The following is a 20,325-nucleotide window of genomic DNA, read 5'->3' as shown; positions in this document are numbered from 1 at the left end:
GGTGTTTCTCTGTGTCTGTCTTCAGGCTTTTGCGGAATAGTCAAACTTGCGCGGTTACGGCAAGGCTGAATGTCGTCTTCTCGCCGACTTTCGCGGTTCGCCTTGTGAATTTCTGCCGGACCACCAGAATACGGGCTCGAAGAGTCCACACTCCTTAGCGATTTTTATGATGCTGCAAGCCAATTCGACCGCCGATCTCCTCTCCGAACTCGTTCGCGACCGCATTCTGCTCCTGGACGGGGCGATGGGGACCATGATCCAGCGATTGGGGCTGGATGAAGCGGGCGTGCGGGGGGATCGGTTCGCCGATCACCACAAGGATCTGAAGAATTTTTCCGACATTCTGTGTCTGACGCACCCCGAAAAGATCACGGATATCCACCGGGCCTATTTCGAGGCCGGGTCGGACATCGTCGAAACCAACTCCTTCGGTGCCTCACCGGTGGGCATGGTGGAGTTTGATCTGCCGCTGGAGCTGGTCGATGAAATCAACCGTGCGGCGGTCGCCTGTGCACGGAAAGCGGCCGACGAGTGGACCGAGCGAACACCCGACAAGCCTCGTTTCGTCGCCGGTTCGATCGGTCCGACGACCATGCAGCTGGCGATCAGCACGAAAGTCGACGATCCGGCCTTTCGCCCCACGACCTTCGAAGCGATGCGTGCCAGTTATCGCGCCCAGGTCGAATCGCTGGTCAATGCCGGTGTCGACATTCTGCTGCCGGAGACGGCGATCGACACGTTGAATTTGAAATCCTGTCTGTTCGCGATCCAAGATTTTTTCAACGCCGGTGGACGCCGCGTCCCCGTGATGGTCAGCGGCACGTTTGACAAGGGCGGCCGCACGTTCGTCAGCGGTCAGTCGGTCGAAGCGTTCTTCACGGCGCTGGAGCATTTTCCACTGCTGTCGGTCGGCATGAACTGTGCCCTCGGCCCGGATGTGATGCGTCCCCACATCGAAGCTTTGTCGCATGTCGCAGGAATTCCGATCAGTTGTCACCCCAACGCCGGGTTACCCAACGAAATGGGCGAGTTCGATCTCGGTCCCAAGGCGATGGCGGACATCGTCGGCGAATTTGCCGACAACGGGTGGATCAATATTTTGGGCGGCTGCTGTGGCACCACGCCGGACCACATCCGTGCGATGGCCGAACGTGTCGCGGGGCTGAAACCGAAGCAGGAAACTCCCGGGCCGGTCTACACCCGGTTGTCCGGTTTGTTGCCGATGGTGATGCGGCCCGAAGTGCCCTTCACGATGATCGGTGAGCGAACCAATGTCACCGGCAGCCGCAAGTTTGCTCGACTGATCCGCGACGAGGACTACGACACCGCCGTCGAAGTCGCCCGCGAGCAAGTCGAGAACGGCGCGACGATCATCGACATCAACTTCGACGACGCACTGTTGGACGGTGCCGAGGCGATGGTCCGTTTCTTGAGGCTGATCTCCGGCGATGACGTGACCGCGTCGGTGCCCGTGATGATCGACAGCAGCAAGTGGGAAGTCATCGAAGCGGGGCTGCAAAACGTCCAAGGCAAAGCGATCGTCAATTCGATCTCGCTCAAGGACGGCGAAGAAAAGTTCATCGAACGCGCCAAACTGGTCCGGCAATACGGTGCCGCGGCGGTCGTGATGGCGTTCGACGAAAAAGGCCAAGCGGCGACCGAGGACGAGAAGGTGCGGATTTGTAAACGCGCCTACGAAATCTTGGTCGATCAAGTCCACTTTCCGCCCGAAGACATCATCTTTGACCCTAACATTCTGACCGTCGCCACCGGGATCTCCGAACACGACAACTACGCGGTCGACTTTATCAACGCGATCCGCCGGATCAAACGGGAATGCCCGGGGGCGAAAACCAGCGGCGGTGTGAGCAACATCAGCTTTTCCTTCCGCGGCAACGATCGCGTCCGCGAGGCGATGCACAGCGCGTTTTTGTATCACGCCATCGAAGCCGGATTGGACATGGGCATCGTCAATGCCGGCCAGTTGGAAGTCTATGAGGAGATCCCCAAGGATCTACTCGAGCACGTCGAGGACGTGCTGCTCAATCGCCGCAGTGATGCGACCGATCGATTGCTGGAGCTGGCCGAGACGTTCAAGGGAACCGGCATGAAGAAGGCCGGCGAGGACTTGGCTTGGCGTGACGCGCCCGTCACCGAGCGGATGAAGCATGCCTTGATCAAGGGCATCGATAAATTCATCGAAGAGGATGCCGAAGAGGCCCGTCAAAGTTTTGACCGCTGTTTGCAAGTCATCGAAGGTCCCTTGATGGACGGCATGCAAGTCGTCGGCGACCTGTTCGGCGAAGGCAAAATGTTCTTGCCCCAGGTCGTCAAATCGGCGCGGGTGATGAAGAAAGCGGTCGCCTACTTGGAACCCTTCATGGAGCAAGAAAAACTCGCCGCGGGGCTGGAGAACGCTTCGGCGCGGGGCAAATTTTTGATCGCCACGGTCAAGGGTGACGTCCACGACATCGGCAAAAACATCGTCGGCGTGGTGTTGCAGTGCAATAACTTTGAAGTCATCGATCTGGGCGTGATGGTCAGTGCCGACATGATCCTGGACGAAGCGGTCAAGCACAGCGCCGACATCATCGGACTGTCCGGATTGATCACGCCGAGCTTGGACGAGATGATCAGCGTTGCCCGCGAGATGAAACGTCGCGGGATGAGCGTGCCATTGTTGATCGGCGGGGCGACCACCAGCGCCAAACACACGGCCGTCAAAATTGCACCGGTCTACCCATCGCCCGTCGTGCACGTGGTCGATGCCAGCCGCAGCGTCGGTGTCGTCGAACGTTTGCTCAGCGACGAGCATCGAGACGCATTCATCGCCAAAAACGTGGAAGATCAAGTCAAGTTGGTGGCGAGTTTCAAAGAGCGAAAGCAAAAGCTGGTGCCGTACGCCGAAGCGCTCGAAAAACGATTCGCAACCGATTGGGAAAACGTCCGCATCGACCAACCCTCGTTTACCGGAACTCGCGTCTTGCAAGACGTCTCGATCGCGGAAATCCGTGAATACATCGACTGGTCACCGTTCTTCATGACCTGGGAATTGAAGGGCAAGTATCCCAAGATCTTTGAGGACGAGGTGGTCGGCGAAGAGGCGAAAAAGATCTATGACGATGCGAACAAGATCTTGGATCAAATCATCGCCGACGGCAGCGTGAAGGCTCGCGCGGTGTACGGTTTCTGGCCCGCGGCCAGCGATGGTGACGACGTGATCTTGTACACCGACGAGTCTCGTCAGACCGAGCTGACGCGTTTCCACTTTTTGAGGCAGCAGTGGGAACGCAAAGGGCAAAAGGACTTCCGCAGCTTGGCCGACTACGTGGCCCCGGTCGACAGCGGCCGCCAGGATTACGTCGGCGGGTTTGTCGTCACGGCGGGAATCGGCGCCGCCGAGCTCGCGGCGAGTTACAAAGCCAAGCATGATGACTACAACGCCATCATGGTCCAAGCGGTCGCCGATCGTTGTGCCGAGGCGCTCGCGGAGATGCTTCACCAACAGGCGCGCCGCGATTGGTCCTACGGTGCCGAGGAAACGTTGTCCACCGATCAGTTGATCGACGAAGCGTATCGCGGCATCCGTCCCGCCGCCGGCTATCCGGCCTGTCCCGACCACACCGAAAAACGAACGTTGTTCGATCTGCTCGACGCCGAATCCAACACGACGGTCGAGCTGACCAGTTCGTACGCGATGACGCCGGGCGCCGCGGTCAGCGGATTGTATTTCGCCCACCCCGACGCCCGTTACTTCGCCGTCGACCGAGTCACCAAAGACCAGATCGAAGACTACGCACGACGAAAGGGCAAGCCGGTCCCTGAAATCGAAAAGTGGCTGACGCCCAACTTGGCATACGAACCGGAGTAGACGCGGTCTTCGGAGCACGCTGGTGTATGGCCCCTTCCGGGCCGTCGTCGGTGGGACGTTATGCGATGACCTTGCACATGTTCCCAGGTTCCGCCGTCTGGCGTTAGCCTTCACGTGCCTCAGCGCGAACCGGCTGATGCCAGTTGTGTTTTCCAGCTCGGTCACTCATTTTCATTTCTGGTCATTCACAGGATCGATTAGGTAGAGGTCGAGTGCCGCGGCCCCGGCGACTTTGCGCAACCTCGCTAGACGTCAAAGACTCCCCTGCAGATCGTTAGATCGCACCAACGATCACCTCTGATCCGTGCACCCAGTCGGTGGACGTTTGTTTTCTCCGGCGCGGAACATCTTCGTTGCGCGAATATTTTGCATCTTTTTCTCGACTGGGGTGTTTCAGGCCCCGCTATATTCAATCGGTGTTGTAGGAAGCCACCGCAAAATGGATGCGCTGGCGTTCGGTGTCACGCGCTCCAGGGGAAAGTGTAATGGTTGCTAGAAAAAGTCATTGCGAAAGAGACGTCCGTCCGTGCCAACGATCGGGGTTCACCTTGGTCGAACTTTTGGTCGTGATCGCGATCATCGGAATTCTGGTGGGGCTGCTGTTGCCGGCGGTCCAGGCGGCGCGCGAGGCGGCTCGAAGAATGAGCTGTAGCAACAACTTCAAACAGATCGGGATCGGACTCCACAACTACCACTCGGCGTTCAAGCAGTTGCCCAAGCACGGTACGGGAACGCCCAGTGGGAACGGCGGAAATCCCGAGGGACCCAACCCGGGCGCGGCACCTCGGTCGAGCGATCGCTTGGAAGTCAGCTGGTTGGTTTCGATGTTGCCCTATGTCGAGCAGCAGGGGCTGTGGGACCGCATCGGAAATCCGCTGACCGACGCGAGCACCGGAGCGGTGTTTCCCCCGATGGGACCGTGTCCTCGCCGTTCGCTTGCGCAGCACGCCAACGCGCGTTATGAACCATGGCTGACGGAGATCCCGATGTTTCGCTGTCCGAGCGATCCTGGCGTCGGACTGCCGGCGCAAGGACGTACGAATTACATCGCTTGTGTGGGTGACTCGATGAGAAGCTGGCATGGAGGTCGCCGCGACAATGGGACCGATTTTGGCGCTGCCGGCCCGCGACACCGACAGGCATCGTGCCGCGGTGTGTTTATCCATCGTTTTGATTCGAAATTCCGCGACATCTTGGACGGGTTGTCTAATACCATCGCCGCCGGCGAGATCGCGACCAGCCTGGGGGACAATGACGTGCGGACACGTGCTGCCCTGGCACCGAGCGGACGAGACACCATCTGGCTGCCCGGAGGCGTCCAGCAATGCGACATTTACGTTGATCCCGATCGACCACGGTTTTGGTTGGCAACCGCCACCTTCACCAACCCCCACGGCCCCGGCGGCCACGCCGAACAGAAACGAGGGTTTCGCTGGGCGCACAGCCGATCGTTGTGGGGGATGTTCACCACAATTTCGCCCCCGAATTCGCCGCTCTGCACCGACTGGAATAATTTCAACGCAGGCATCTTGCCACCCAGCAGTCGGCATCAGGGCGGCTGCCACATCCTGTTGACCGATGGTTCGGTCCGGTTCATCACCGATTCCATCGAGGCGGGGGACCAGACCAGTGCGCAGGTCGGAATCGATGCGAACATGGTCTCGCCGGGCAGCGAAAGCCCCTTCGGCCTGTGGGGAGCGCTCGGCACGCGGGCCGCATCCGAAGTCATCTCGGATGAGTTTTAGAGCTCGAACCGGCGAGCCGGAGCTGCGTTTGGTTCACGCCGATTGGATTGACGAATCAGAGTCTCTTTTTTTCCCGTTGAGGATTGCGATGAAGAAATGGTTGTATTGTGCGATGGTCTTGGTGTGCTGTGCCCCGATGCTCGGCGGCTGTGGAGGCTCAGCCGACACGGTGGAGACGACCGCCGAACACGATGAATTGGCTCAGTGGGTCGATGAAAACCCCGAGCCGGAAGAAGTCGATCCCGACGCCCAGTAGATACTTCACCGCACGCGGTTGCCCGATGTTTCGCGGTAGGCGATGGCGATCATGTCGTTGGTCGCCATGCCGATCTCACCGGTCACCGTCGGAGGTCGGCCGGAGAGGATCGCGTCGGTGAAGTCGCTGATCAGCGGGGCGTGCAAATTGGCGTGCGGCGGATGCGACTCGGTACGGCGACCTGCCGCGGTGATGATCGTCAAGTCGCCGCCGTTGAGGTCTTCGGTGGTCGCTCGACCGTCGGTGCCGATCACTTCCAAACGGTCCGGCGTATCGACGGTACCGAAGTAGCATTGCAACACGCCATGGCACCGGTTCTCGAATTCGATCAGCAGCGTTGCCATGTCTTCGGTGTCATGTTCCGGTGAAGGGGCGCAGGACGCCTGGACGTGTCGCGGTCTTCCGAACAGTTGCAGGAACAAATCCAAGCGGTGGCTGCCGATGTCCATCAGCGGGCCACCGCCACCGAGGGCTTTCACGACGCGCCAGTCTTCGGTGGGGAATCGTGTCGGATTGCCTGTCGTCGCCAGGATCGAAAGCGGACGCCCCAAGGTTCCGTCGGCGATCAATTCGGCCACGCGTAAAACGACGGGATAAAAACGCCGGTAGTACGCCACGCCCAAGGTGACTTTGGCCGTGGAACAGGCGGTGATCATCCGCTGGCATTCCGCAGACGAATAGGCCATCGGTTTTTCGACCAGTACGTGTTTGCCGGCTTGGGCGGCGGCAATCGTTTGGCCGCAATGCCGGTAGACCGGTGTTGCGATGTAGATGGCATCCAGGTCTTCGCGGGCAAACAACTGCTTCGCAGACGTCGTCAACGTGGGGATGTCAAAGCGCTTGCCGAAGTCCTGGAGCAGGTGTTCGGTCCGTCGGCAGGCGGCCGCCAATTCAGAGCGTTCATCGGCGATGATCGCGTCGGCAACCCGTTTGCTGGCGATATCGCCGCACCCCAGCAGTCCCCAGCGTATCGTCATGATTCGTTTTGCGTTTCCGAGGAAGTCATTGGCGGCGAATGCCGCGGAGAAAAGATCGGACGAAAGGTAGAGAAGACATCCAGCCTCACCGATCCTGGGATGTCGGTCTGGAAGCCAATCCCAGCTCAAACGCGACGTCCTGCGGGCCGACGCGTCTAGACCTTCAGCGAAACTCGAAGCTCTTCATCGCTGTTCAGATGGGACCTGTCAAGTGTATTGATTCTCAGCCGCAGCTCAGAATCGGAAAAAGTCCCCTGCACCCATCCGCTGGGCTGCTTTGAATCAAACACGTAGGCGACTGCGGGAAGATTGACTAAATGAAGTTGCTCGGCGTCGACGTCAAGCATTCGATTCTCCCAGCGATGCGTGTGTCCGTAGAAGTAGGCTTTCACGCGAGGGTGTTGCTCCAACAATTTTGTAAACGCCGCCGTGTCTTTCACGCCCGAATAGGCTTTTCCACCAGCGGGTGGTGAGAACTGCAGGTTGTGGTGGCCGACGACGACGACCGGACGCTGCGTGTCGGCGGCCAGGAATTCCTTCAGCCACTGGAGCTGCGCAGGGCCGATCTCTCCGGTGACCTGATTGACTTTCCAGAGTGAGTCCAAGAGCACGACGTCGGCCTGGCCGAGCCGGATCACATCGACGTGCTTGTCCTCGACCGCGACGTCGTTGGATTGCTGATCGCGGAGGGCTTGGTAGAGGGGGCCGCGATCATCATGGTTGCCCATCGTGACGTGCAGCTGAAGGCCGGCGTTGTTCAGGGGCGCGACGAGTTTCGCAAACGTTGCGTAGTCGCCCGGCAGTCCTTTCAGATAGGCGCAGTCGCCGTTGATGATGACGTGCGATCCGGAGGGTAGTGCGTCGACGACTTGACCGACAACCTGTTCCAAATGCTCCGCCATTCTAATGCCCCGCGCGACCGTACGGGTGTCGGCGTCAATGTGCGTGTCGGAGAGAAACGCCATTTGCGTTGCAGGTTGCGGAGCCGGCTGGGCATTGGCCGCGGCGGAAAAGGCGAGGGTGGATGACGCAGCGATCGCCTGGAATTGGCGGCGGCTGATTCGGTGGTTCATGGATGGATGCTGATTCGGGTGATTCATAGTGTTGGTGTGGGTGTTGATTGTAAACGATTGGTCACGTGCCGCTCGCTGACGCTTCCCGCTGGGGTGCCGGTCGCTAACGCTTCCCGCTGGTACTGGTATTGACACTCGTGATCAGGTACTCGATCAGATCCGCCATCGCTTGCGGCGGGATCGCTTTTTCGAAGCCTTCGGGCATGATCGATTGATTGGTATTTCGGAGCAACTCGATGTCCTGCCGCAAAATGGTGTCGGACACATTTTCGGCGCGACGCAACGTGATGCTGTTGGCGTTTTCCGATGCGATCATGCCGGCAGCCGTCCGGCCGTCGGTGGTCAACACGACGTAGTTGACGTATTGCGGATTGACTTCACGGTTGGGGTCCAACACGTTCGTCAAGATCGATTCGCCGCCGCGTGTGGCTGCCGCAGCCAAACTGGGACCGATCGCGTGCCCGACGTCGCCCGACTGATGACAGCCCGCACACTGCTTCTTAAAAACCTCGGCACCGCGCTGGGCGTCGCCGGCCAACTGAAATGTTTCCTGATACTGCGCGATGACCGCATCCCGTGACGGACCCTTGGTTGTCGCGAGGTAGCGCTCGGCTCGCTTTCGCAATTCCGAATCGCGACTGGAGGCGAGTGCATTCCAACGCGGCAACGAAATGTCAGCCGCGTCGATCGTTCCCGCGTCGATGGCATCCAGCACGGCGGCCGATCGCTTGGCAGTCGTAAACAGAACGTCGCCGGCGGCACTGCGAAGCCGCGGACTCCACGTCGGCCAGGGTTCCAACAGAATCTCCACCAACTCGGGCGAATCGCTGCGGTCTAATGCACCGATGACGGCCAACTGTAACTCCGACGATTCACTCTGACGCAAGACCTTCACCAGCGTGGGAAAGATTTGATCAATGGGTGCGTCGGTCAACCAGCCGATCGCCCGAACGCGTTCGGCATCGGAACGCTTCGTCTCGGCAACCTGGGCCAGCGCCATCGAGATCAGGCCGGCGGCGAGCGACTCGGCGCGACCATAAAGTTCCCCGCCGATTAATTCCCGGCGATCGGCCCGATTCAAACGCCCAAGCGCTGGCAGCAGACTGGGATGATGCCCTGCACTGACCAAGGCAAAAAGCGACCGACGCCGCTGGTCGGTCTCGTCACCACGGTCGATTTGGCTGGACAGTCGCAGCAGGAACGGGGCAAGCGGTTCGACGAAATCGGATTTCAACAACGCGGCAAACAATCGATCCGGTTGACCGCCCGTGGAACTCGACACGGCGGTCTGGATCCAGCGATCGGTGGGATTTTGCAGTGCCAGCGCGGCGAGCCAATCCGACTTGGCCTGGAACGAAAACTCACCGAGCGAAAACGCCAGTTGATATCGGACGTCGATCGATGGATGACGGACCAGCCGCTTCAGATCACCGACGATGTCTTCGTCGGACGCAAACCGCTCGGCCAATCGAATCGCGTGGCGGACGACTTGGGGATGCCGATCGTCAAAACGGGCGGTCACATCCTCGGGTTTGAGTAAACCGAGGCCGTCGAGTGCGTAGAGTGAATGCAAGCGTCCCTGGGCAGACGAGCTTTGTCCGGCTTGACGACGCAGCGTCTCGGCGATCGTTTTGTCCTGGCGCTGGTGGATCAATCGAGCCGCGGTTTCGCGGTGCCAAGCGTTGGGGTGCTGGAGCAACTTCGCCAACGACTCGGTATCGAACGTGTTCAGCTTGGGAGTCGGCCGATGGTGATAACCGTCGGGCACGACGCGATAGATTCGGCCCCGATGGCGACCCGATGTCAGGTCCACATGTTGCTTGATCTCCGGCGGAAGACTTTTGGGGTGTTCGATGACTTCGCGGTACACGTCCACGACCGAGAGTGCACCATCGGGGCCGCAAGCGAATTGGGCGGGCCGAAACCAGTTGTCTTTGGAGGCAACGAATTCCGATTTCGCATCCATTCGTTCTCCGACCAACTGCACACCCGCGGGCGTCAGACGTTTGCGATGGATCAGATTGCTGCCGACATCACCGACGAGTGCCAACGAGTGATCGTCTTTGGGCCAGGCGTCGCCGCGATAGATCGTGACGCCCGTCGCGCCGGTGAAGTAGCCCGCCGCGCGGCCGCCGCCTTCGATTGGGCCGCGAACGAGGCCTGCGACGCGCAGCCGTGTTCGAACGACGCGCCACGGTTCGACCGGGCTGATTCGAAACACTTCGGCTTGCGGACCGTCGGCGGCGATCGATTGGCGGGCCGAGGGGGCGACCAGCAACGGGTTCCGTTTGATGTAGCGATCTTCGTACATCACTTGTTGCAGGTGATCGCTGTTGGAGGAAACGAATTTACGTCCCCAGTCATCGAAACACATACCGTGTTGGGCGCCGCCGCTGGTCAACGTGAACGCGTCGGTTTTCGGATCAAACGCCATGTCGTGTCCGCGGACTTCCACGGCCGTCGATTCGTCTTGATCGGTTCGTCGTACCTTGCCGCCGACGGTGCCACAGGCCAAGTGGATGCGGTTGTCCAGTCCCCAACGAAAGGAGTTCAGTAGGCCTTGCACGTTTCCGATCGAAAATCCGGTGAAGACGACTTTCTTTGAATCGGCGATGCCATCACCGTCGTGGTCCTTCAGGTAGAAAATGTCCGGGGCATCGGCGACAAACAGGCCTCCGTCGTAGGGAAACAGCGCCGTCGGCCAAAGCAGATTGTCGGCGTAAACGGTGTGGTGATCGAAGACGCCGTCGTCATCGGTGTCGATCAGTCGCGTGATGCGTGAGAGCTTGTCGTCACGGTCTTCGCTGTAGCCACGCATTTCGCAAACGAACAGCGCGCCGTCGGCATCCCATTCGATTGCCACGGGGCTGTTGACCAGTGGCTCGGCGGCGACGAGTTGAATTTGGTAACCGTCGGCGACCCGGAAGTCATCGAGCGTGTCGCCGGGTTCGGTCGGTGCGATCCGCGGCAATTGATCGGCGAAGTCGGCCGCAGGGGTGGGGGTGAGAGAGAGCAGGGCGGCCAGGCAGGGGAGGAACAAACGGTAGGACAGACGAATCATGATGCGTCGGGTTGGGATGGGATGGGATGAGGAGGGCAGGGCAGTGGGCCACGGATGGCAAGGCGTACCCACGGATGTCATGTGGAGCGATCGGCTGGGTGCGCTCAGCTCGGTGAGGTGTGTTTCATCCGCGGGGACGCTTTGCCATCGGTGGGATTCCATTTCTTATTCTTTCGAACCGAGCAACTGCGCGATCTTGTCCATCAGGACTTGTTCGCAACTTTTATCAACGCGCGACGCCCGTGCACTCGTTTCGTAGCCGCCTTGTCCGTAGGCGATCTCGGTGCCGATGTAGCCAGGTCCGTAGTCGCCATAGGCGGCCATGGCGACGTGCAAGTCATCACGCATGGTTTTCGCGGCCAGTTGGTATTCGACGAACAACTCGCCGGGCATGTGCAGCACGCGAACGTCGCCGACGGCCAGACACGCCAGGTCGATCGTGTGACCGGATTGGCAGCGTCCGAGCCAAGCCAGGTCGGCGGGCACGTTTTGGGTGTCGGCGGACGATGGGCTCTGTAATGCCGCTTGCAACTGCTCTCGGTCCAAATGAGGTGCCGGCGGCAACGCGACCGGGGCGACCGACCAGGCAATCGATTCGGGGCGGATCGGGAAACGCTCGGCAGAATCGAACGCGCGTTTCATCGCGTCGGCGACACGGGCGGCCAGGATCAACCGATTCGCTTTGTCGCCGTCATTGTACTTCCCCGCGCCGATGTTTCCGCCGGCCCCATTGAAATGGATGTGCATCGTTTCGGGGACGTCTTGCCCGCGGAGGATCCGTGCGATGCCGGGGAAATCGGGACTGGGGACGCCGGTGCGGTAATAACTTTGCGGATGACAGGCATAGTAGGTCATCGAAGCAAGCGCCTTGTCGCCGTCGTAGAACACCAGACAATTCAGTTCGGGGTCGATCGTTCCTTCCGGTTCGGCTCGCAAGTCAGGGTCACGGCAGGTGGTGTAACGCGTTGCTTTGACCTTTCCATCGGGACCGAGCAAGCGGCGGTTCGAAGCAACGTTTTCGACGACGGCCGTGCCGAATCCGGCGTGTGTGATCGTCTGGGCATGGGGCAGGGCGGCGGTGACGGTTTGACCAAGCTGGTGCAGCACGCCGCGTTGGAAGGAGCTTTCGAACGGGCCCAGATCGGTCGCGCCGGCGTGGTGGAGGATCTGTTCGGCGGTGAAGTCGCAGCGTGGTGCGTCGTGTTGATGCAGGCAATGCACCGCGACGCGGTCACGAGTCGTTTCGGCGGCCGCCGCCAGGACGTCGCGGAACGCGTCGTGGGCGCCGTTGGCGATTCCGATCCAATCGACCGCACACAACACGATCGGCTGGTCGGCGCCGAGAATCACCAGACCGCGACATCGCAATCCCAACTCGTCGCTGCGGCGAACGGGGTCGTAAGCCATCATCGAACCGACCGGCGGGGTGACATCCAAATCGAAAGTCGCGATCTTGACGGCATTGCGCTCTGCGGCATGTCCGCGGGCAGCAAGGTCTGGAAGCCAACTCAGCGCGAGTAGGGCGAGAAACACGAGGGCGTGCAGGCGGGGGCGATGAATCTTGGTCGACATGGAATCGTCTCGGCGGGAATTCGGTGGGGAGCGGGGCTTCCATCATAGCCTGTCACTTCGCCGGAAACACGGTTGTGCGTTGCTCATGACACGTTCAGATCAATTACAATCTCGGTTCCCGCCCGTTTGTCCCACCCACCCAAGAAAGAGTTCCCCGTGATGCGTTGCTTCAAAATTTCCGTTTGCATGTTGTTGTCGATCGTTGCCGCCGAAGCGATGGCGATTGATGTCGGTGACAAGGCGCCGTCCTTTGAGGCGATCGATGATCGCGATGCGACTTGGAAGTCGTCCGACCACGTCGGCAAAAAAATCCTAGTCGTTTATTTCTATCCGGCCGATATGACGGGCGGATGCACGGCACAGGCCTGTGGCTATCGTGACAAGATGGAATCGTTCACCGCCGACGGTGTGGAAGTGGTCGGGGTCAGCGGTGACTCGGCTAAGAATCATCGCGTCTTCAAGAAGGCCCATCAGTTGAATTTTTCCCTCTTGGCCGACTCCGACGGGAAGGTCGCGAAAGCATTTGGGGTTCCCGTCACGCTGGGTGAAAAAACGGTGACGAAGATCATCGATGGCACCGAAACCGAGTTGTTGCGAACCGCCACGGCAAAGCGCTGGACCTTTGTGATCGGACTCGACGGCAAGATCGCCTACAAGGATTCCGCGGTCAACGCCAAGCAAGATCCGGAGAAGATCGAGCAGGTGATCAAGTCGTTGAAGTAGGGCATGCTGTGCATGCCACTCCTCTCTGGTCGGGCATGCTGTGCATGCCCTTCTGTCACGCACAGCGTGACCTACTTGAGCTGTCACGCACAGCGTGACCTACTTGAGATGTCACGCACAGCGTGACCTACGCGAACAAGCGTTGTTGTTTCGCGGGTGCGGGGTGGTACGGCGGTCGGTCGATGGTGTAGCGGCGTAGCAGCGTGCCGGCCAGGGCGATGCCGCTCAAATAGGCCGCTTCGACTCGGCTGCCTCCGCACCAGTCACCGCAGGTGCCGATTCCCGTGGTGGCGTCGAACAGGCATTCCTGGTCGAGCGGTTTTTCTGGCACGGCGTAGCGCCAGCGGTGTGCGGTTGCATAAAGTGGCTGCGTGATCGTTTCACCCAGCAGCGACTCGAAGGCCTGTTGCAAGGCTTGCAGGACACGAGCCGGGTCATCATCGACATGCGTCTCCGACCACTCCGCCGACGCATGGATGACCCACGAAGCGGGCGAAGTCCGGCCGGGTTTCTTGTCGTTCCTGGCGATCCACGAAATGGGACTGTCATCGACAAACGCACCGTCATAGGGGACATCCGACAGCGACGGGTCGGCAATCATCAAGGCCCAACAAGGACGCATGTTGACCGAACGCACCGTCTCGGCCAACTCGGTCTGGCCGTCGATCAACGCGAGCGTTTGAGCGGGCGGACAGTTGCACAGCACCACGTCGAACGGTCCGTGTTTTTCACCTTCCGTCGTTTCGATCTGCCACTGTCCGGCTGCATCGGTCAGACGCGAAATCGTCTTCCCCAACCGCAGCGTCAATCCTTCGGACAGATGTTTAGCGACGGCGTTCATGCCGGGGATGCCGAGGTAGCGGGGCGTGTCATTTTTTTCGCCGAGGATCTGGCCTTGGGCATCCAGGTGCACGATTCGGCCCATCCAGGGTGCGACCAATCCGTCGTGAATCCAGCTGTTGACGAGTCTGCAGAACCGTGCGTCTCGGGCCGTGAAGTACTGGGCGCCGTGATCAAACTGCAGTTCGTCCTTGGCGTCTGGGTGCGACGCACGGCGGGTGGCGGTCCGTCCGCCGACGCCGCGTGATTTGTCAAACACCGTGACATCGATTCCGTGATCGGCCAGCGTCCGAGCGGCCGTCAGTCCGCCGATGCCGGCACCGATGACCGCCACCTTGGGAAGCGTTGCTGCGATAGGGCGATCGACATGCCGGTGAAAACGTTGCAGATCGATGTGGCTGGCGTGTTCCTCCACGCAGCGTGGACGAAGTTTGCCGATCACCGGTTGCTCGGGAGTGAAGGGGCGGTCGAACTGGCCGTAGCACCAAAGCACGCCGCCGTAGGAGGCGGGGTTGCGTCCGTCGAGCGAATAGCGGTGGTTCAGATCCAACGTCATCTGAAGGGCGCGGGAGGGAGAGTCGAGCCAAGGTAGGAACGCTTTTCCCCACGTCATCCGGACGTTGTTGTGTAATTCGCCATGTTTGATCAGGCTGCGTTGGGCGGCGTCCCAAAGTGGACGTCCCGTCTTGGCCCGTGCCAGGGTTTCCCAGCTGCAATTGGCTTCCCGCGGATCCTCCTCGTGGCGGCACAGCGACTGCTTGGCCCAATCCGGCACCGCGTCCAGGCTGTCAATGATCTCGCGATGATGAAAGCAGTAGTGAAAGGACATCTCGCGCCAAGTCAGCAACTCGTCCAGGAATTTTTCCGCGTTTTGCTGTGCCGCTTCCCGGGCGATCCGAAACGGGCTGACCATTCCGTAATGCAGGTAAGCACTCATTCGGCTGGAGCCTTCGGTCCGCAACGGGTCGTGACGCGCGTGTCGGTACGTTGCCAGTCCGTGCTCTTTGAACGCCTTCCACCGCGCATAGCCGGCGCGGGTTCCACCGGGTGTGTCCGCGACCGGCGCGATCGAATGATCGATCCGGCACTGGCCGATCAAGGACGCCAAGTCGACGTCTTGCAACGAAATCGGATGCAGGCCGAGCGACGAGGCGAGTCCTTCCACGTCACACATCGGGACGTCGACCTGTTGTTCGGGATAGGTCTTGTTCAACCGTTCGTCGTAGAGAGGTTGAGCGTGGCGGCGAAATTCAGCGGCGGAAGTGAACGCCCGGTCGAACAGTGTGACCGGAGCGACGCAGGAGCAGTCGACGGTGGCCACCGGTGTCTTGCAGGTTGCGACCAAACGTTCCATCCAACTGACGAGCGGTTGCACCGGCATTTCTTCGGTGATCAGGCAGGCCGCCGCTCGCGTCAGGTTCCGCAGGTACGGTCCGCGCTGTCCTTGCCGTTGCAGATGAAACGCGGCCACGATCCCTCGATCGGCCAGTTCTCGTTGCACATCTCGATGGCCTTGCAACATGAACGCGTGCAGTCGGTCCGAGGCGTACGGGTACTCTTCGCTGAGCCCGTGGTAAACCAACAGTGGCAGTCCGTTTTGGCGGGCCAGGCAAATCGCCGCATCGAGCGCCGGGTTCTCGTGGGCACGCAGCGCGTTGTGCATCCAGTACAGCACAAAATCCCCGGGCTCGTACGCCCTCTCCTCGGGCGACGCCATCCAACGAAGACGCTCGGCAATGTGTTTGGGAAGTGCGGTGTCCAAGAGTTCCGGTCTCGGTCGGAGAAAAGACGGTCCTGCGTGATATCGTACGACAGTGGCAAACACTCAGTCGTGGCGGATCAACCAGCGGGCGAAGCGTCCGGGGGGCAGGCCGGGCGAAAGGTAGCGATTTGACGGGCCCAAGTCCCGATTGGAATCGCGTCCAAGCTGCTGTGCGACCGCTTGTGCCGCCAAGCGACCGCTGATCACGGCGCCTTCCATCGTGGCGGGCCAGCCCGTTTGTGTCCAATCCCCCGCCAAGGAGAGCCAGGGCAGTTGCGTGGTTGCAGCCGGACGGATCGCATCGACATCCGGACGCAATGAAAACACGCTCTTCGGGTCGGTGACCAGGCGGTGCCGCAGCAGGCTTGCGTTTCTGGCGGCCGGAAAGGCGTGTCGAAGCTCGGCCAAAACGGTGTCGATCAGTTCCTGTTTGGACCCCGAAATCGATTCCTTGGACGCGCTGATCACCACCTGATAGTAATGTTGCGTTGGCTCACCCGTTGATTTTGCGGCTGGCTGATGATGAGATTTAAACGGGTCACGGAACAGCCACTGCGCGGTCGTGCCCACCATCACCGCATGATCCAACGCCGTGATGGGCGAATCAAACCAGAGATGCAGCCCCGTGATGGCAGACGAGGGGATTCGCGAAATCGCGTCCACGTCCGGCAGCCGACTTCGGTCCGCGTCAGGCCATCGGTCGAACAGTTTGTCGATCCGGTGCCAAGGGACGGCGCAGATCACGGCGTCTGCATCCAGGTCTTCCGATGCGGTGATCACACGTGCTTCGGGGGTGATTTGCTCCACGGCGTGCCCGCATCGAATCTCCACACCTCGCCCGGTCAGCACTGCCGAGAGCAGGCGTCCAAACAGCTCGGCCAGCGGGAGGGTGGGAACCAGTACATCGCTGGCACCGCGGGCGATCGCGAATCCGTCGATCAGCACCTTGCGGGCGGCAGCCATCGAGACGTGCCCGGTCGTTTCTCCCAAAGCGCTGACCAGGATCACGTCCCAGAACTCTCGTACGCTGTCGTCGCTTTGACCAGCCTGGGCCAGCCACTGCCGGGCGCGGCAGTCCCCCAACGCACGCGGCGGCGTCCGCATCAGTTTCCACAGCCCGCCGAGAATCTCGCGTTTCTGTCGAGCGGCGAGGTAGCGCTGCGCGTGGATGGTTCCCAAGAGGTGCAACGGCGGTGGCAGCCAACGACTCGCCGCGAATTGACTCGGCGGATGCTCGGGGTGCAAGAACGTCAACGATTGGTAGCGGCGGAAGTGATCTTGCAAACCGCATCGATCCAGCAGTTCGATCAAGTTGGTGCAGCAACCCATTGCGGCATGCTGGCAATAATCGACTTCCGTTTCCGTTTCGGGGTCGACGTAAGAACCGGCGCGGCCGCCGGGAATCCGTTTGGATTCCAGCAGCGTGATTCGATCGTCGGGATGAACCCGCGAGAGCGCTTCGGCGGCGGCCATGCCGGCCAGCCCGCCGCCGACGATCACGACCCGATGCCCCGTCACGTGCCGGCCTCGGTGACTTCGGTCGGTGGCACGGGCAGGCGATGAAAGACCGGCTTGAGGAAGTGTTGGGAAACGAGGCCGAGTTTTTCAGCGGTGCTCAGTTCGACGCGCCGCGTCGCGACCGCGCGTGGGTTTTCCGCGATGCGATCGAGCAGTCGACGGTAGGTCCGCCACATCATCGAAAACATCGGGCGGCCGTCGGGGCCGAGTGAATCCCAGACTTGCCAGCCGCTGACATAAAGCGTCTTGGCGCGACGGATTTCGTCTTCGATCAGACAGACCAGGCGATCGTCCGGACGCGGTTCCAGCAGATCATCCTCGCACAATCCGTGTTGGGCAAAGTGCTGGCGGGGTAAATAAATCCGCCCCCGCTGGGCGTCTTCGGAAATGTCGCGCAGGATGTTGGTCAGTTGAAACGCCAGTCCACAATCGACGGCCGCACGCGTGGGCAACGGGGCGTCGAATTCCCAGATGTGCAGACAAGCCAACCCGACGGCCGATGCGACCAGGTAGCAATAATGCTCCAGTTGTTCGTAGGTGTCGAAACGCGTTTTCTGTTGGTCGGCCAGCACGCCGTCGACGATTTCCAACAGGTAGCGAGTGGGGATTTGAAACCGTCGCGTCGTGTCGCGCAGCGCCGGCATGATTTCTTTGGCGTGACGAAACAGATCGATCGGCCAATCGGAGGTGTCGTCGGCCAATCCCGGGGACAGCGGCACATGGTCCACCGGGGTGTCGCTGATCAGGTTCAGTGCCGTGGTTTGTCGCCACCAATCCAGCCAGCGGGTCCGCAGCGCCGCCGGTTCATCGCAATCGCCGATGTCGTCGGTGATCCGAGCGAAGGCATAGAGCGCGCACATGGCGTTGCGTTTCTCGCGCGGCAGCAGCCAAAACGAGCGATAAAAGTTGCTGCCGCTGCGGCGCGAGATGCGTCGCACCCGTCGGTAGCTGTCGGTCGTGATGGAAGCGGATCGCATGATTACAGTTTGCCGAAGAAGGCACGGGCGACGAGCAGTCCTTGTTTGATTTTCCCAACTTCCGGTCGGACACGCAGGACATCGAAGTCGATTTTTCGAATCGCATCGAGCGTCGCCAGACCGCCATGGGCGAACAGTTTGATGTCGCTGCGCAGCCAAGCGGGGACATGATCGACCAGTGGCAATCCGCGATGGAAATAGTGCTCGGCCTGCTCGCAGAGAAAAGCGAGCGATCCACGCAGGGCAGGGGGCGTGGACGGTTCACCGAGCATCGACACGCTGACCCCAAACCGCTTGCGAACGTCAGCGGGCAAGTAGATCCGGCCGATCGCGTGATCCCGCGAAACGTCTTGCCAAAAATTGGCCAGCTGCAGTCCGGTGCAGATTTCATCCGACAGGGCAGCCGTCGTCGGGTCGAGCGAATCGGCCAATTGCAGCACCAGGCGTCCCACCGGATTGGCCGAACGCGAACAATAATCGATCAGTTGTGCCGTCGATGCGTACTGTTTGATCTGTTGGTCTTGCCGAAACGCCGACAACAGATCATCAAAGGGGCGTTTGTCCAGGCGATAGGTTGCGATGGTGTCGGCCAAGGCGGGGAAGAGTCCCTCCGTCGGGGTCTGGCTGTCCGTCGGGGTCTGGCCGGCAAACAATCGGTCGATCTGCTGTTGCAAACGGTCCAGGCCTTCCAAGGCCGTGCGTTCGTCGGCCGATTCGTCTGCAACGTCGTCGGCGGTACGACAAAACGCGTAAATGTTGTAAAACGGTTGTCGCATTCGCCGCGGCAGTAAAATAGAGGCGACGAGAAAGTTTTCGTAGTGGGACGTGGCGAGCTGACGGCAATACCGCTGGCTTTGTTTTAACTCGATCGGCGGCGTGGTTCCGGACGACATTCAGGATTGATTCAATGAAAATTGTGCTGGCGGCCCCGCGGGGATTTTGTGCGGGGGTCAACATGGCCGTCGACTCGTTGGATTTGACGCTCCAACATTTTGGCGCTCCGGTCTACGTGTATCACGAGATCGTACACAATCAGTACGTGGTCGACACGTTCAAGCAAAAAGGAGCGGTGTTTGTCGATTCGGTCGATGAGGTGCCCGAGGGAAGCGTGCTGATGTTTTCCGCACACGGCGTGTCGCCGGAAATCCGCGCCGCCGCCGCGGCGCGCAACCTGACCGCACTGGACGCCACCTGTCCGCTGGTCACCAAGGTTCACTTGGAAGCGATCAAGTACGCCAAATTGGGCTACACAATCGTCTTGATCGGGCACCAAGGGCACGATGAAGTGATCGGGACGATGGGCGAGGCGCCCGAGGCGATCGTGTTGGTCGAGGATGAACAGGATGTGCAGGCGTTGGAGGTCGCCGACGAATCAAAGGTCGCCCTGTTGACGCAAACCACGCTCAGTGTCGATGACGCCAACCGTATCATCACCAAGTTGCGCGAGCGGTTTCCGATGATCCAAAGTCCGCCCAAAGGCGACATCTGTTACGCCACCCAGAATCGACAAGATGCAGTCAAGACGCTATCCGAAGATGCCGACGTCGTCGTCGTGCTCGGCAGCCAGAACAGCAGCAACAGCGCCCGGTTGCGTGAGTTGGCTGTCGACCGCGGAAAGCGTGCGTTCTTGGTCGACGGGCCGGGCGATTTGAAACGGGACGATTTTCGTGATTCCGACACGGTGCTGATCACCGCCGGGGCCAGTGCGCCGGAATCGGTGGTGCAGGAGACGGTTGATTGGCTCCGACGGGAATTCGATGCCAGCGTGGAAACGGCGACCGTGCGGGAAGAATCGGTGGAATTTCCATTGCCGAAACCGTTGCGGGCGATCTCGGCTGCGAAGTGACGTCGGGAGGGGGGCAAAACGATGGGGGCAAAACGATGGGGGCAAAACGATGGGGGCAAAACGATGGGGGCAAAACGGTAAGAAGGCAGAATGATGGGGTGGCA

13 protein-coding genes are annotated in these 20,325 nt (G+C 60.4%); 5 read left to right on the top strand and 8 right to left on the bottom strand.

Annotation, left to right across the window (positions count from 1 at the left end):
- Positions 1 to 169 precede the first annotated feature (169 nt).
- The 3 genes from metH to NZK35_RS27815 all read left to right on the top strand — a co-directional run bounded on the left by metH (position 170) and on the right by NZK35_RS27815 (position 5,872).
- Positions 170 to 3,871, top strand: a complete 3,702-nt coding sequence (gene metH, locus NZK35_RS27825) for a methionine synthase (protein WP_259635800.1) — start codon at positions 170 to 172, stop codon at positions 3,869 to 3,871.
- 485 nt (positions 3,872 to 4,356) lie between these two features.
- Positions 4,357 to 5,616, top strand: coding sequence for a DUF1559 domain-containing protein (locus NZK35_RS27820; RefSeq protein ID WP_259635794.1), 1,260 nt, complete (start codon positions 4,357 to 4,359; stop codon positions 5,614 to 5,616).
- Between the two features lie 88 nt (positions 5,617 to 5,704).
- Positions 5,705 to 5,872 carry a hypothetical protein gene (locus NZK35_RS27815; RefSeq protein WP_259635793.1) on the top strand — a complete coding sequence of 56 codons (168 nt, stop codon included), beginning with the start codon at positions 5,705 to 5,707 and terminating at the stop codon, positions 5,870 to 5,872.
- A gap of 5 nt (positions 5,873 to 5,877) precedes the next feature.
- Here NZK35_RS27815 and NZK35_RS27810 read toward each other — a convergent pair whose 3' ends face one another.
- From NZK35_RS27810 to NZK35_RS27795, 4 genes are all read right to left on the bottom strand, one after another.
- Positions 5,878 to 6,849 (bottom strand): Gfo/Idh/MocA family protein, encoded by a 972-nt coding sequence (locus NZK35_RS27810; protein WP_259635792.1) that lies wholly within the window; start codon positions 6,847 to 6,849, stop codon positions 5,878 to 5,880.
- Between the two features lie 155 nt (positions 6,850 to 7,004).
- Positions 7,005 to 7,922 carry a metallophosphoesterase family protein gene (locus NZK35_RS27805; RefSeq protein WP_259635791.1) on the bottom strand — a complete coding sequence of 306 codons (918 nt, stop codon included), beginning with the start codon at positions 7,920 to 7,922 and terminating at the stop codon, positions 7,005 to 7,007.
- A 103-nt stretch (positions 7,923 to 8,025) separates the two neighbouring features.
- Positions 8,026 to 10,983, bottom strand: coding sequence for a PVC-type heme-binding CxxCH protein (locus NZK35_RS27800; protein WP_259635790.1), 2,958 nt, complete (start codon positions 10,981 to 10,983; stop codon positions 8,026 to 8,028).
- A 165-nt stretch (positions 10,984 to 11,148) separates the two neighbouring features.
- Positions 11,149 to 12,555 carry a hypothetical protein gene (locus NZK35_RS27795; protein ID WP_259635789.1) on the bottom strand — a complete coding sequence of 469 codons (1,407 nt, stop codon included), beginning with the start codon at positions 12,553 to 12,555 and terminating at the stop codon, positions 11,149 to 11,151.
- Positions 12,556 to 12,714: 159 nt separating this feature from the next.
- Here NZK35_RS27795 and NZK35_RS27790 point away from each other — a divergent pair, with 159 nt between their 5' ends.
- Positions 12,715 to 13,278 (top strand): peroxiredoxin, encoded by a 564-nt coding sequence (locus NZK35_RS27790; RefSeq protein ID WP_259635788.1) that lies wholly within the window; start codon positions 12,715 to 12,717, stop codon positions 13,276 to 13,278.
- Positions 13,279 to 13,405: 127 nt separating this feature from the next.
- Here the strand turns inward: NZK35_RS27790 and NZK35_RS27785 are convergent, their stop codons facing one another.
- The 4 genes from NZK35_RS27785 to hpnC all read right to left on the bottom strand — a co-directional run bounded on the left by NZK35_RS27785 (position 13,406) and on the right by hpnC (position 19,268).
- The gene (locus NZK35_RS27785; RefSeq protein ID WP_259635787.1) at positions 13,406 to 15,880 is read right to left on the bottom strand and encodes an FAD-dependent oxidoreductase; all 2,475 of its coding nucleotides are present in this window, start codon (positions 15,878 to 15,880) and stop codon (positions 13,406 to 13,408) included.
- A 63-nt stretch (positions 15,881 to 15,943) separates the two neighbouring features.
- Positions 15,944 to 17,398 (bottom strand): hydroxysqualene dehydroxylase HpnE, encoded by a 1,455-nt coding sequence (gene hpnE / locus NZK35_RS27780; RefSeq protein WP_259635786.1) that lies wholly within the window; start codon positions 17,396 to 17,398, stop codon positions 15,944 to 15,946.
- Complete coding sequence (locus NZK35_RS27775; RefSeq protein WP_259635785.1) at positions 17,395 to 18,375, bottom strand: phytoene/squalene synthase family protein; 981 nt, start codon at positions 18,373 to 18,375, stop codon at positions 17,395 to 17,397. Before NZK35_RS27775 ends, hpnE begins: the two co-directional genes overlap by 4 nt.
- 2 nt (positions 18,376 to 18,377) lie before the next feature.
- Positions 18,378 to 19,268: a squalene synthase HpnC gene (gene hpnC, locus NZK35_RS27770; protein ID WP_259635784.1), complete on the bottom strand. Its 891-nt coding sequence runs from the start codon at positions 19,266 to 19,268 to the stop codon at positions 18,378 to 18,380.
- A gap of 14 nt (positions 19,269 to 19,282) precedes the next feature.
- Here hpnC and ispH point away from each other — a divergent pair, with 14 nt between their 5' ends.
- The gene (ispH, locus tag NZK35_RS27765; protein ID WP_259635783.1) at positions 19,283 to 20,221 is read left to right on the top strand and encodes a 4-hydroxy-3-methylbut-2-enyl diphosphate reductase; all 939 of its coding nucleotides are present in this window, start codon (positions 19,283 to 19,285) and stop codon (positions 20,219 to 20,221) included.
- The last annotated feature ends 104 nt before the right edge of the window (positions 20,222 to 20,325 follow it).

Origin of the sequence: Stieleria sedimenti (assembly GCF_025060895.1) — a bacterium.
GTDB lineage: Bacteria > Planctomycetota > Planctomycetia > Pirellulales > Pirellulaceae > Stieleria > Stieleria sedimenti.
Note: the sequence above shows the minus strand (reverse complement) of the source record. Positions and strands in the feature narration are given on the sequence as shown.